Genomic DNA, 13,567 nt, shown 5'->3' on the forward strand with positions numbered 1-13,567 from the left:
TTTTTTTTTGGGTTAACTAAACCTCCCGGCTGTTTTGTACTCTTATCGGCCCCGCGGGCGCCCCCCCGGGGGGGCCGCGCCCCCCCCACGTGGTGTCCCCGGGGGGCGGTTTTTTCGTGTAAAAACCCCCCACAACTGCGACTTACTTGGGCGGAATTACGACGCGCGGAGGCTGGCCAGGTATTCCACCGGCGCCAAGGCGTCGGGCTGCTTCGTCTGACGGGTGATGCCGGGCGCCGAGCTGGCCAGCCGGTCGGCCGAGCGTCCCAGGCACTGCAGGAAACTGGTGACGGAAACGCCGGCCTCCGACTTGTGCCGGAGCGCCGAGATGTGCCGCCGGGCCGTACATCCGCTGATAGCCGTGGCTACGATGTCCTCGGCTGGTACGTGGTCCAATGCCGGCACCAGTGCAATGCCCACGCCTGACCGGACCATGCCGCGGAGAGCATCGTAGTTGTCGCTCCTCACCGTGATTCGCGGCTTGAAACCTCCGCTGGCGCACAAATGCCTCAGGCACGCGTCGCCGGACGAGTCTTCCTTGGTGGATACCCAGTTCTCCCGGGCAAGGTCATGGAGCGTGATCTGCCCGGCACCGGCAAGCCTGTGCTTTTCGGGGAGCAGCAACAGGAGTTCCTCGGCCAGCAGCGGGACCGCGACCACATTGGAAGGCCATTGCTGCGGGACAAGGTCGTAGTGGAAAGCCACAGCAACATCCAGCACTGAATCCCTGACCATGGCCGCCAAGTCCGTGGGGCAGCCTTCCTCCAGTTCAACCGTGGAGGTGGGATGCCTGCGCAGGTATGACGCCAGCCCGGCGGGCAGGAGTCGTTGGCTCGCCGTGCTGAAGCTGCCCAGCCGCATGAGCCCGTAATTGCCTTTGCTGAAGCCCTTCATCTCGTCTTCGAGGGTGCTAAGGGCGGCGATGATGTCGCGCGCCCTGGTGGCCAGGAACTTTGCTGCCTCGGTGGGGCGGATGCTCTGGGCGTCGCGTTCCACGAGGGGAGCCTGCACAGCACGCTCGAGCGCTGCCACCTGCTGTGAAACGGCCGAGCCGGTGTAGCCGATTTCCCGGGCGGCGTCAGCAAAGGAGCCTGTGCGAAGGACCACGGAGAGGGTGCGGAGATGGACTGGATTTAACATGATGCTGCTATTTCTCGGTTGGTGGGGTGAGGAGTTGCTCCACGTTCACTGCTCCACCAGCGGTTTCGAAGTCCAGTTGCGTCTGCTCTCGGAGCCGCTCGTCCGCCAAGTAGTCTGCAATGGTCAAAGCGAGGCCGATGGCACCGTCCACTACTGCTTTGTCTCCGGCGGGGCTGATGGCGTGCTGCCCGAACTCCACCGTGTGCATGGGCGTTGTTTCGCGGGAGATGCTGACGGTCGGATGGATGGAGGGGAGCCGCAGGCTGAGGTTTCCCAGGTCCGTGGACCAGCCGCCGCCCACAAGTTCGGTCTCCAGGGTGATGGCGCGGCCGCGGGAAGACATATGCCCGTGGTAGCGGGCGGCGAGGGAATGGTTGCTGCGTACCGGAAGATACGCCGGGAACGGATCCCAGGTGGTTTCGAGCCGGGTGCCCGTCATGAGCGCTGCGCCCTCCAGGACGTTCTGCACTCTTTGCGAAAGGTCAACCAGGCCGTCGGGGTCAAGCGAGCGGATTTCGACGACGGCGCTCGCCAGGTGGGGTACGACGTTCACCGCAGAACCACCCTCGACGATCAGGTAGTGCAAGCGGTCTGTTGCCGGAATGTGCTGGCGAAGTGCCGCAATTCCTTGGTACGCGGCAACGACGGCGTCCAGGGCGTTGAGCCCCATGTGCGGTGCTGAAGAAGCGTGCGCGGCTACGCCGTGGAAGGTGACCTCAACGTCGCGGACGGCCAAGGAGGCAAACGATGCCGCTTCGGATTCACCGGTGAAGGGGTGCAGCATGACCACGGCGTCGATGTCGTCAAAGGCACCCGCCCGTGCCAGCAACTCCTTGCCGTTGCCGTTTTCTTCCGCCGGGGTTCCGATGAGCACCACTGATCCGCCGAGTTTTTCGATCTGCGCGGCCACGCCCAGGAATGCGCCGACCGCCGCTGCGCAGATGACGTTGTGGCCGCAGCCGTGGCCGACTCCCGGAAGGGCGTCGTATTCGGCGAGCACGGCAACCTTCGGTGAGCCCGAGCCCGCCTCTGCGCGCAGTGAGGTACGCAGGCCGTAGCGCCCAACCTGGACGGGAAAACCCCGGTACCTGAGGAACTCGGCGGCGAAGGCAACGGACAGGCGCTCTTCGAAGCCCACCTCCGCGATGCCATGGATGCCGTGGCTGAGTTCCCGGAGATCCGTCGTGAGGTCTTCGATGGTGCTCGTAATGTTCCGGGCGATGGATTCGGAGGCGCCAAGTATGCCGGTGAGGGCCAATTTGGACGGGTGCGTTTCCACGGTATCCACGTGGCGTCCTTTCGAGAAGGGGAAGTGAAGAGGGCCAGAGAGTGAACGTCGTCGTCGACTCGTTGGCGCGTTGTTTAACTTAAGATACATCTGGATCTGTGTTAAGAACAGCTAATCGTGCAAGAATGTTCCATGACCGAAAAGCCACTTCCGGACGTGCCACGGCTGCGCCTGCTCAACGAGGTAGCGCGGCAGGGATCCCTGGCTGGAGCCGCGAGGGTTCTGGGCATTACGTCCTCGGCCGTGTCGCAGCAAATCAGCATCCTGGAGAAGGAAACGGGCGTGCAACTCCTGGACAGGTCTTCCCGAGGTGTGGGCTTGACCGGAGCCGGCGAAATCCTGGTGGAACATGCCCGTGCGGTGGTCAGACTCCTCGAAGCCACCCGGGCCGAAATGGACCAGCTTGGCGGGGAACTGGCTGGCAGGGTACGGATCGGATCCATTCCCTCCCTTGCGCGGAACGTGCTTCTTCCGGTCGCTGACAAGCTTGAGGTGACCGCGCCCGACGTCGAACTCACCGTCAACGTCGTTGAGCCCGTGGACAGCATCGAGCAATTGCTCAACGGAGCCCTGGACATTGCGATTGTGGACCTTTACGACAACGTCCCCGTCGCCTTCCCGGACTACCTCGTCACCCGCGAGGTCATGAATGAGCCGCTGGTCCTGGTCACGCCGCCGGACTATGTGGTGCCCCCGCTGCTGAAGCTGACTGACCTCAAGAATGCCGACTGGGTGCTGACGCCCGAGGCCGGGGCGTGCGGGCAAGCCGTACGCTTCGCGTGCCGGAATGAGGGATTCGAGCCGAACAGCCGCTGGGTGGTGGATGATCTTCTTCTGCTGGTCGAGGCCATTTCCCGGGGCAGGGGCATCTCCTTGCTTCCGCCCCTGTCTGTGGACGATACCGTTGCGCCCGTCGGGATCCATGCTTTCGACAAGCCTCGCATTCATCGCCGGGTGCTCACCGTAACGCGAAGCAGCGATGCCCGCCGGCCCATCATTAAAGCCGTCCTCGATGAGGTCCACGGGCTGCTGGGCGCCGCTGCCGCCTAAGGCGCGCGCCGCCGTCGTACCCTGACCGGCGACCCAAACCGCAGCCAAAGAAAGTCTTGCGGCAGCGCCAGCAAACCTCGTTCTGTCGCAGGGTTAAACCGTGATTTCCCGTTCCATGCTTGAAGTGATCAGTGACGATCACCACAAAGGAGAACGAAGAAATGACCACCCTCGAACGACGTTTCGCAGAGCTTCCCGGCCACTGGCAGGTGCCGGGCCACTTCAAGATCAACCACAGCCACGGCATCCGCGTGGGGGACATGATCTACGTCGGTGGCCAGGAGGACCTCGACGAACAGGGCAACGTGCGCAACCCCGGCGACATCGTGGCGCAGTGCAAGTCCGTCATGGAATCGCTCAAGCGGGTCATCGAAGAACTGGGCGGCACCATGGGCGACGTTGTCCAGTTCAACACCTTCTACGCCGGCGAACTCAGCTACGAAGAGTGGCAGCGCACCTACGACATCCGCTTCAGCTACTTCCCCGCCCCCGGCCCCACCGCCACGGGCATCCTGATCGGCGAGGAGCTCAACCTCCCGGGGATCCGGGTTGAGGTTAACGCCGTCGCTATTGTTGGGAGCGCCGCCACCCGTGTTGAAGCGTTCGACGGCGGCAGGCCGGAAGCGCTTGATGATGCCAACCCGGGTGGGCGTAATGACTAGCATCAAGCCCCAGCTTGGAGTCATCCTCTGCGACCTCGACTCCTACCCCGTCGACTACGTGGAGTGCCTCACCTCGGACTCGCCCGGCATCAGCGACAATCCTGTGGGCTTCTTCGAAAACCCGGCGAGCTGGCAGGGTCTGCCCGTAGCCTACGCAGTCGCCCGTGGAGCACGCGTGGAACCTCTGGTCAACGGCGAACCTGAAGCGGTCGAAGCCTTCTGGGCGGCCAGTGAAAAGCTGGCCCACTGCCCGCTGGTAATTACCGATTGCGGCTTCTTCTTCTACGCCCGGAAGGACATGCGCCAGACAGCCAATGTGATCACGAGCGGCCTGGACCTCCTGCCCGTCGCCTCGGTGCTGACCAGCAAGGACATCGGCGTCCTGACGGTCTCGGAAAAGCTCGCCAGCAAGCTCCTCGACGATCACGTGTTGTCTTCCAGGATTGTCATCGCGGGAATGGAAGGCGAGTCCGGTTGGGCCAACATGCTCACCAACGACCACGCCCTGGGCAACGGCTGGGACCAGCCAATGCTCAAAGAAGGCGTTGCCTCCGTGGTAAAGCGCGAGTTTGGGCCCGGCGGCCGGTTTGAGGACATCGGCGTGCTGGTCTTGGAATGCACGCTGCTGCCAGAGTTCCGCCAGGAAATCCGCAAATACACCACCGTGCCGATCCTCGACGTCGCGTCCTTCGCGCTCAACGCGCTCGGTGCAGGGTTCGACGCCGGTGCTGACGCCGCCGAGGGGCCGGCCGCTGACGGGACTTCGGCCGCCGGCGCACAAGCCGCGTCAGTCCAATGACACAAGCCAGGAACGAGTTAGCCATGCAAGAAGATGCCGCACAGGATCGGACCGCCATATCGCTGGAATCAGTGGTGAAGAGGTTCGGGAACCATACGGTGATCGACAACGTGTCCTTATCCGTCCGCGAAGGCGAAGTCGTGGCGATCATCGGCCCCAGCGGCGCCGGCAAGAGCACACTGCTCCGTTGCATCAACCTGCTGGAAGTCCCGGACAGCGGGCGCATCACGGTTGAGGGCAACCAAGTGGACGCCGGAACCGAGATCAGCCATATGGACTTGGTGCGCTTGCGCCGGAATGTCGGCATGGTGTTCCAGTCCTTCAACCTGTTCCCGCACATGACCGTGCTGCGGAACATCTCCCTCCCGCAGGAACGCGTGCTCGGCCGGTCTCGTGCCGAGGCCGATGCCCGTTCCAAAAAGCTCCTGGAGCGCGTGGGACTGGCGGACAAAGCCAACCAGTATCCCAGCCGATGCTCCGGCGGTCAGCAGCAGCGCATCGCCATTGCCCGGGCCCTGGCCTTGGATCCGCAGGTGATGCTGTTCGACGAGCCAACGTCTGCGCTTGATCCGGAGGTGGGCCTGGAAGTCCTCGCCGTCATGAAGGAACTGGCCTCCGAAGGCATGACCATGGTGGTGGTCACGCACGAGATGCAGTTTGCGCGGGATGTCTCCGACCGGGTGGTGGTGATGGCGGAGGGCGCCATCCTTGAACAAGGCGACCCTGCCGACGTCTTCACCTCTCCCAGCATGGACCGCACTCGCCGGTTCCTGCGAGCCGTATTGGAGCGCTGACATGGAACACCTCAGCGTGGTGGCACAAGGCGTCTCCATGACGCTGTTGCTGACACTCTCCTCGCTCTTGTTCGGTGCAATCGGCGGCATCCCGCTGGTGTTGGCGCGCCGCTCGCGGTTTGTCCTGGTCCGTTTCATTGCCAGGACCTTCATTGAGTTTCTCCGGGGCATTCCTCCGCTGGCGTGGCTGTTCATCATCTACTTCGGCGTGGGAAGCGGTGTGATCGAACTCAGCTCGTTTGCGGCCGCAGTCATCGGTTTTGGCCTGGTCTCGTCTGCGTACATGGCCGAGATCTATCGGGGTGGCTTGACCGCCATCCACGACGGCCAGTGGGAAGCCAGCGACGCCTTGGGGCTCTCGCGGGCTGCGACCCTGGCCAGCATCATCGGCCCGCAGGTGCTTCGGGTCTCGATTCCGGCAGCGGCCACGTTTGCCATCGGCCTGCTGAAGGACTCATCCGTTGCCTCCGTGATCGGCGTGCAGGACACCATCTACTGGGCTGGCCACGAATCCACGGTCACGGGTGATGCGATTGTGCCCTTCCTATGGGCGGCCGGCCTTTACGTGGCCATGACCATTCCCTGTGCCTGGGCAACGCGTTTGCTGGACAGCAAGCTCCGAAAGAGGGTTGCGCGATGACGTTCTTCAACGACTGGGTGGACTACTTCCCGGACCTGCTGGGTGGGCTGGGCGTCAGCCTCCAACTGACTCTCGTGACGCTCCTGATGGGTTTGCCGGCTGGCCTGCTGTTGGCGTTGGGGGCCGGTTCCAAGAACCGTGCCTTGCGGGTTGTTTCGATCGGCGTGATCGAAGTCGGCCGTGGAACCCCTGCCCTGGTGGTCCTGCAGCTGTTCTACTTTGGACTGCCCAGCGCCGGCATGACGCTGACGTCCTTCGTGGCAGCATCCTTGGCTTTGGCCTTCACCACCGCCGCGTACACGAGCGAAATCCTCCGCGGTGGTTTGCAGGCCGTGCCCTCTGGAGAGGTGGAAGCCGCCCACGCGCTGGGCATGGCCCGCGGCGACATCCTCCGATTTGTTGTGATCCCGCAAGGGGTCAGAATCGCCATCCCGCCGCTCATGGGATTCGCGATCATGGTGTTCCAGGCGACCTCCCTGGCCTACACCATTGCCATGCCGGAACTGATGAGCCAGGCCTACTCCATCGGCTCCATCACCTTCCGCTACCTGAGCATCCTTACCCTCGCAGGCTTGATGTACGCATTGATCACCATTCCCGCGAGTTCCCTCAGCAACTTCGTCGAGCATCGACTGGCGCGTCACCGCTGACACGCCGGCACCCCCATCAAGAGGAACCATCATGAAACTACGAGTCATCGCATCGGCTGTGGCTGCCCTGACGTTGGCCGCTGGGCTCACGGGTTGCGGCGGCAGCACCGACGCCGCCGGATCCAAGACGTCCGCGGACTGCAAACCGGCATCCCAGTTCGACACCTTGAAAAAGGGCTCACTGACGGTCGCCGTCTATGAAGCACCGCCCTACGTCACCTTCAAGGGCAATGAACTTGGGGGCGTCGACGGCGACATCCTCATGGGCTTTGCCGAGAAGCAGTGCCTCACCATCAACGCCGTGTCCGCGGCCGCGGCAGCCGTGATCCCCACCGTCCAAGGTGGCCGGGCCGATGTTGCCACGGGCGGTTGGTGGCGCTCGAAGGCCCGTGCCGACATCCTGTCGTTGACGGATCCGATCTACACCGACCAGATGGTGCTGATCTCCAAGGACGGCCTTAACAAAGTGACCGACCTGAAAGGCAAAAAGGTCGGTACGGTCAACGGCAACGTGTGGGTGGACGACGCCAAGAGCTACCTCGGGGGCGACCTTCAGCTGTACAAGGCTCCGGTGGACCTGTTCCAGGACCTGAAGTCGGGCCGGCTCGACGTCGGCATTGATGGCTTCGGCGAAGCGCATAACAACAGCAACGGCCTGAAGGTGGAGGTCCTTGACCCGGATTCTGCGATCAAGGCTTCTCTTGAGCCGCCGCAGACCTGCTTCCCAGTCACGAAGGACAACGCTGGGCTGCTCAAGGCCCTCAACGAGTACGTGGACGGACTGCGCAAGGACGGCGGCCTTGAGAAGATCGTGGTGAAGAACGGCTTCCCGGCCTCCGCGATCAACACCGGCGATGCCCGCCTGATCGGCTAACCCCGCCCAAGTAACTGGCAGTAGTGGTTGTTTTGACGCCTCAGATCAACCACTACTGCCAGCCAGTTTGGCCGTTTCGATAAACAAAAGACTTCAATGCCGGAACACGCGTGAGAGCCCAGACGAAGATCGGGATGGCAAGGAAGACAATCGCACCGGGTTTCATGTGAACGCCAAACTTCCCATTGAGGCGGAATCCTTCCAAAATCGGGAGACCGAATATTGTTTGGGCGAACACGTGATTTCCGGTTGCCTCCCGCGCGTCGGTGGAAGCTGCAACGAAGGCAAACCCAAGAACAAACAAGCAAATGATCGTGACGACTGTCGTCACGATGATGGATGCTGCCTTCCAGCGATGGCGTGAAGACTTCACAGTAGTTCCTTTGGTCTGGCTCTGTAAGACGTCCACTGAGAATCAGCACCCGTCAACCATCTGTGACCCACATCGTTGTTTCGTGACGCCGTGAAGGATGGCCAACCCCCCAGTTGGGTGCGCGGGGCGTTAGAGGGCGTAGATGCTCCACGACGCCGTGTGGGTTGCCCCGGGTACCAGCCGGATGAGGTCGGTTCCGCTGTTGAAGGCGTCCGGTGGGCAGGTCATCGGTTCCACGGCCAGACCGATCCGGCTGGGGATGGGTGCCGGCTTGTCTGCCGTATGGATCTGCAGCCAGGTGCAGCTTTCGTCCCAGGACATTCCGACGCCGGTGCCCGCCGGGTCCCGAAGCGACAGCCGCGCCAGCCCGCCGTCGAACGCCACGTCCGTGAAGGCGTGGTCGATTTCGGTGGCGCCGATCGCGCGCGGTGAGCGGAAGTCGAACCCGTGTCCATCAACAGGCGCCAGCCGAACGGGAAGAAGGCGGTCCGGAGTGACTTCGAGGAACGTCCCCACTGGCGCTTCGAGGGTCCACTCATCCAGGGGCGAAGGTCCGGCAACCAAGTAAGGGTGCGGGCACACACCGTAGGGTGCGGCGACGTCGGCGGCGTTCACAGCCGTGACGAAAGTATGCAGCCCGGCCCCGTCCAGCACGTACCGAGCCGAGACTTCCAGCACGAACGGGTAGCCCTCCGTTGGCCCCACCGTGCATGTCAAGGTGACCGAATCGGCGTCGTGCTCTTTCATCGTCCAATCGAGCGGAAAGGCAAAGCCGTGCAGCGCCGTACCGCGCTCCGGTTCGTTGACGGCGAGTTGGTGCGTGACGCCGTCGAACGTGTACTTCCCGTCCGCTATCCGGTTGGGCCACGGCGCTGCAATGATGCCGCGGTAATCCGGGATCGGACCGCCTTCGGCGAACGGCACCACAAGATCGCGGCCCTCGAACTGCAGAACGCGCAGCGCGGCGGCCTGGGCGGTGACAACAGCCGTGTAGCCACCCGCTGTCAGCGTGAATTCAGGGCTCACAGGCCGCCTGCCAGCTTGTAGTACGCGGCGTTCCAGGCGAGTTCTTTCTTGAACGTTTTGATGGTGGTGCTTTCGTCGATGGTGAGCAGTTCGGTGCGGGCAATTTCGGCGAAGTCCTCGAACACGTCCAGGCCCACCTGCGTGGACAATACCGTGTGGTGGGCCGCACCGGCGGTGAGCCACGCTGCGGCGGAGGTCGCGAAGTCGGGCTTGGGTTCCCAGAGCGCGCGGGCTACGGGCAGGTTGTGGAGGGGCTGGTCGAGGTCGACGACGTCCACGACGTTCGCGACCAGGCGGAACCGGTCGCGCATGTCGGACAGCGCGACGACGACTCCCGGGCCGGCGTCGGTATCGAACACCATGCGGACGGGATCTTCCTTGCCGCCGATGCCCAGCGGGTGGATCTCGACGCGCGGCTTCCGGGCGGTCAAGGACGGGCAGACCTCGAGCATGTGCGCGCCGAGGATCTTCTCCGATCCCGGTTCCAGATGGTACGTGTAGTCCTCCATGAGTGACGCCCCGCCGGCCAGGCCCGCACCCATGACCTTCGCGGCGCGGACCAGGATGGCGGTCTTCCAGTCGCCCTCTGCGCCGAAGCCGTAGCCGTCGGCCATGAGCCGCTGCACGGCCATGCCGGGCAGTTGGCGGAGTTCGCCCAGGTCCTCGAAGGAGGTGGTGAACGCTGCAGAGCCGTTCGCCTCCAGGAAGCTACGGAGACCGAGTTCAATCCTTGCGCTGTAACGGAGCGATTCGTGGCGGGTGCCGCCTGCTTTCAGCTCGTCAACCACCTCGTAAAGGCGTTCGTACTCGGCCACCAAGGCGTCGACGTCGGACTCTGCAGCGGTGTGGACCGCATCGGCGAGTTCGTTCACGGACCAGGTGTTCACCGAGACGCCGAAGCGCAGCTCGGCCTCGGTCTTGTCACCCTCGGTGACCGCGACGTTGCGCATGTTGTCGCCGAACCGCGTCAGCTTCAGCGTCCGGACGGCGGCCCAACCCGCCGAGGCGCGCTGCCAGGCGGCCATCTGGCGGGCGACCTCCGGGTTGGAGACATGCCCGACGACGGTCTTCCGCGGCACGCCGAGGCGGGACTGGATGTACCCGAATTCCCTGTCGCCGTGGGCTGCCTGGTTGAGGTTCATGAAATCGAAATCGATGTCCGCCCACGGCAGGTCCCGGTTGGCCTGAGTGTGCAGGTGCAGGAGTGGCTTGCGGAGCGCGTCCAAACCCTGGATCCACATCTTCGCCGGGCTGAACGTGTGCATCCACGCGGTCACGCCGATCACGGAATCGTTCGAGTTGGCTTCCAGCGCGGTGCGGCGGATGGCGTCCGAGTCGGTGAGGACGGGCTTCCAGACAAGCTTGACCGGCACCGTGGAATTGAGGGCTTCCGCGATTTCCTGGGACTGGGCAGCGACCTGCTTGAGGACATCCTCGCCGTAGAGGTGCTGGCTGCCGGTGAGGAACCAGACCTCGTAGTGGTCAAGGGACGTGGTGTTGGCGGAAGGCATGTTGGCTCCTGGAGTTTGGGGTGTGGCCGGGTTTGCGGCGTCGCGTCAGCGGCCGTAGACGTTCTGGTAGCGGTCATAGAGAGAGGCGATCTTGGCTTGGTCGATTGCCTGTGGCTCGCCAAGTTGGCGGGACACGTGGACTGTTTTGGCCACTTCTTCGCACATCACTGCGGCTTTGACCGCGGCGCGGGCGTCCTTGCCGATGGTGAACGGACCGTGGTTCTGCATGAGGACCGCAGGGGAGTGGGAGTTCTTGAGCGTCTCCACGATGCCGTGGCCGATCGAGTCGTCGCCGATCAGCGCGAAGGGTCCCACCGGAATGGGGCCGCCAAACTCGTCTCCCATCATGGTCAGCACGCACGGAATCTCCTCGCCGCGGGCCGCCCAGGCAGTGGCATACGTGGAGTGCGTGTGGACCACCCCGCCCACCTCGGGCATGTTCCGGTACACATATGCGTGCGCCGCAGTGTCCGAGGACGGGGAGAGGTTGGGGTTGCCCCACTGGACTGTTTCGCCGACCTCCGTGGTGACGCTGCTGACGGGGACTCCGTAGAGGTCTGTCACCACCATGAGGTCCGGGGCCAGGTCGTCATAGGAGACACCGGAGGGTTTGATCACCATCAACTCATGGCCGGGGATACGCCCCGAAACGTTACCGGCCGTCCACACCACCAGCCCGTAGCGGGTCAGGTCAGCGTGCAGTTCGCAGACATCCTTGCGAACTTTCGCGATGGTTTCCAGCAGGGCGCTCATGCGGTGGCTCCTTCCAGGGTGTGGGATGCCGGGGCGCTTGAGGCTTGGGAGCCAGCGTCCGACGGCGTTGCTGCCGCCGCCTGCTGTTTGTCTCTGGCCGTCCGCTGGATGGCCTTGAGGCGGTGCATGACCTCGTTGGCGCCCCGACCGAAGTAGTCGTGCAGGGTCTTGTATTCCTGGAAGAGCGCCTCATAGGCTGCGACGTTTTCGGGAAGGGGTGTGTAGACGGCGCCGGGTGCGGCAGCCATTGCGGCGGCGGCTTCCCGAATGTCCTTATATACTCCGGCGGCGACTGCCGCGTGGATCGCGGAGCCCAGGGCCGGACCCTGTTCGGAGCCGATAGTGGAAAGCTGCAGCCCTGTCGCGTCGGCGTAGATCTGCATCATGAGCTTGTTCTTCAGCAGGCCGCCGGCCACGATGAACTCCCTCACCGGAACTCCCGAATCGCGGAACGCGTCCACGATGGTCCGGGTGCCGAAGGCCGTCGCTTCAAGCAGTGCGCGGTAAATGTCCTCCGGTTTGGTGGCCAAGGTCTGGCCCACAACAACTCCGGAAAGTTCGTGGTCCACCAGGACGGACCGGTTGCCCGAATGCCAATCGAGGGCAATCAGGCCGTGCTCACCAATTTCCTGCTGTGAGGCGAGCTCCGTCAGGTATTCGTGGATCCCTTGACTGCTGGCCGCGGCGGCCTGGTGATATTCCGGAGGAACTCCGTTCTTGGTGAACCAACCGAAGATGTCGCCTACGCCTGACTGACCGGCTTCGTATCCCCAGAGCCCGTCCACGATGCCGCCGTCCACTACACCGCACATGCCCGGGACCTCCCGGAGCACGTCGCCGTTCATGACATGGCAGGTGGAGGTGCCCATGATCGCCACGAGTTGCCCGGGCCGGACGGCATTCGCAGCGGGCGCCGTGACATGTGCGTCCACGTTGCCCACGGCCACGGCGATGCCAACTGGGAGCCCCGTCCATTCAGCGGCCTCCTCGGTGAGGTATCCAGCAGCTTCGCCGAGGGCGCCAATCGTGTGCTCGAGTTTGCTGCTGACAAAGTCTTTAAAGTCAGGGTTCAGCGCTGCCAGGAAATCCTCGGACGGGTAGCTTCCGCCCTGATAGATGCCCTTGTAGCCGGCAGTGCAGGCGTTGCGGACGTACGTGCCGCAGAGTTGCCAGACGATCCAGTCGGCTGCCTCAACCCAGTGGTCCATCGCGGCGTAGACCTCGGGGTCTTCCTCCAGAAGTTGCAGACCCTTGGCGAACTCCCATTCCGACGAGATCAGACCGCCGTAGCGGGGAAGCCACGACTCGCCGCGTTCTTCGGCCAGTTCATTGATACGGTCCGCCTGCGGCTGTGCCGCGTGGTGCCGCCACAGTTTGACGAACGCGTGCGGGCGGTCTGCGAAGCGGTCCAGTTCGTTCAGCGGCGTGCCGTCTGCCGTCGTCGGAACCATGGTGCACGCGGTGAAGTCGGTCGCGATGCCCACCACCTGGGCGGGGTCGATTCCGGCGTTGACGACGGCGGCCGGCACCGCATGGCGCAGCACGTCGCGGTAGTCGTTGGGCACCTGCAGGGCCCAGTCCGCGGGCAGCCGTTGTCCGGTGCCGGGGAGGCTTTCCGAGACGACCGCGTGCGGGTACTCGAAGACTCCGTTGCCAAGTTCCTTGCCGTCCGAAACGCGCACGACGACGGCGCGGCCGGACAAAGTGCCGTAGTCCACGCCGATGACGAATTGCTGGTCCAGGGGACGGGTCTCTGAGGTGTTCATGTGTGGTCTCCATCCGGCTGGCCAGGGCCTCATTGCCGGGGTCGGGTGAAGGGGCGGATCAAGCTGCTGATGCAATTGTTAGCGCTAACAAAATGATTGTCAAGACTTCGGCACCCAACTGGGTCGCAGTAGATGCCGTTATGAAAGGGCGGTTTCTAGCGGTTATCGCAACAGGAAGGTTCTGATCATCTCATTTGGGGTGCAGAAGTCGAATCGTTGGCGGGGTCTGTCGTTGAGTTCG

At 63.6% G+C, this 13,567-nt stretch carries 14 protein-coding genes; 7 read left to right on the forward strand and 7 right to left on the reverse strand.

Features of this window, described 5'->3' with window-relative positions:
* Positions 1–156 precede the first annotated feature (156 nt).
* Positions 157–1,140 (reverse strand): LysR family transcriptional regulator, encoded by a 984-nt coding sequence (locus ACIQT2_RS23570; protein WP_402951607.1) that lies wholly within the window; start codon positions 1,138–1,140, stop codon positions 157–159.
* A 7-nt stretch (positions 1,141–1,147) separates the two neighbouring features.
* Complete coding sequence (locus tag ACIQT2_RS23575; protein ID WP_402951610.1) at positions 1,148–2,428, reverse strand: amidohydrolase; 1,281 nt, start codon at positions 2,426–2,428, stop codon at positions 1,148–1,150.
* A 132-nt stretch (positions 2,429–2,560) separates the two neighbouring features.
* On the opposite strand from ACIQT2_RS23575, the gene ACIQT2_RS23580 reads away from it, so the two are divergent.
* From ACIQT2_RS23580 to ACIQT2_RS23610, 7 genes are all read left to right on the forward strand, one after another.
* On the forward strand, positions 2,561–3,478 hold the full coding sequence (locus ACIQT2_RS23580; RefSeq protein ID WP_402951613.1) for a LysR family transcriptional regulator: 918 nt from the start codon (positions 2,561–2,563) through the stop codon (positions 3,476–3,478).
* 161 nt (positions 3,479–3,639) lie between these two features.
* Positions 3,640–4,140 (forward strand): RidA family protein, encoded by a 501-nt coding sequence (locus ACIQT2_RS23585; RefSeq protein ID WP_400337627.1) that lies wholly within the window; start codon positions 3,640–3,642, stop codon positions 4,138–4,140.
* Positions 4,133–4,939 carry a hypothetical protein gene (locus ACIQT2_RS23590; protein ID WP_402951616.1) on the forward strand — a complete coding sequence of 269 codons (807 nt, stop codon included), beginning with the start codon at positions 4,133–4,135 and terminating at the stop codon, positions 4,937–4,939. The genes ACIQT2_RS23585 and ACIQT2_RS23590 overlap by 8 nt, the downstream gene beginning before the upstream one ends.
* A gap of 23 nt (positions 4,940–4,962) precedes the next feature.
* Entirely contained in the window at positions 4,963–5,733 is a 771-nt protein-coding gene (locus ACIQT2_RS23595) for an amino acid ABC transporter ATP-binding protein (RefSeq protein ID WP_402951618.1), read from the forward strand.
* A 1-nt stretch (position 5,734) separates the two neighbouring features.
* Positions 5,735–6,373, forward strand: a complete 639-nt coding sequence (locus ACIQT2_RS23600) for an amino acid ABC transporter permease (RefSeq protein WP_402951621.1) — start codon at positions 5,735–5,737, stop codon at positions 6,371–6,373.
* Positions 6,370–7,023, forward strand: a complete 654-nt coding sequence (locus tag ACIQT2_RS23605) for an amino acid ABC transporter permease (RefSeq protein ID WP_402951624.1) — start codon at positions 6,370–6,372, stop codon at positions 7,021–7,023. Before ACIQT2_RS23600 ends, ACIQT2_RS23605 begins: the two co-directional genes overlap by 4 nt.
* Before the next feature lie 31 nt (positions 7,024–7,054).
* Entirely contained in the window at positions 7,055–7,897 is an 843-nt protein-coding gene (locus tag ACIQT2_RS23610) for a transporter substrate-binding domain-containing protein (protein WP_400337614.1), read from the forward strand.
* Between the two features lie 52 nt (positions 7,898–7,949).
* On the opposite strand, the gene ACIQT2_RS23615 is transcribed toward ACIQT2_RS23610, so the two are convergent.
* From ACIQT2_RS23615 to araB, 5 genes are all read right to left on the reverse strand, one after another.
* Positions 7,950–8,270: a hypothetical protein gene (locus ACIQT2_RS23615; protein ID WP_402951627.1), complete on the reverse strand. Its 321-nt coding sequence runs from the start codon at positions 8,268–8,270 to the stop codon at positions 7,950–7,952.
* Positions 8,271–8,399: 129 nt separating this feature from the next.
* Positions 8,400–9,296 carry an aldose 1-epimerase family protein gene (locus ACIQT2_RS23620; RefSeq protein ID WP_402951628.1) on the reverse strand — a complete coding sequence of 299 codons (897 nt, stop codon included), beginning with the start codon at positions 9,294–9,296 and terminating at the stop codon, positions 8,400–8,402.
* Positions 9,293–10,807: an L-arabinose isomerase gene (gene araA, locus ACIQT2_RS23625; protein WP_402951630.1), complete on the reverse strand. Its 1,515-nt coding sequence runs from the start codon at positions 10,805–10,807 to the stop codon at positions 9,293–9,295. Before araA ends, ACIQT2_RS23620 begins: the two co-directional genes overlap by 4 nt.
* Before the next feature lie 45 nt (positions 10,808–10,852).
* Complete coding sequence (locus ACIQT2_RS23630) at positions 10,853–11,560, reverse strand: L-ribulose-5-phosphate 4-epimerase (protein ID WP_402951632.1); 708 nt, start codon at positions 11,558–11,560, stop codon at positions 10,853–10,855.
* Complete coding sequence (gene araB, locus ACIQT2_RS23635) at positions 11,557–13,326, reverse strand: ribulokinase (RefSeq protein ID WP_402951634.1); 1,770 nt, start codon at positions 13,324–13,326, stop codon at positions 11,557–11,559. The genes ACIQT2_RS23630 and araB overlap by 4 nt, the downstream gene beginning before the upstream one ends.
* Between the last annotated feature and the right edge of the window lie 241 nt (positions 13,327–13,567).

Source organism: Paenarthrobacter sp. NPDC090522, assembly GCF_044769225.1.
GTDB lineage: Bacteria > Actinomycetota > Actinomycetes > Actinomycetales > Micrococcaceae > Arthrobacter.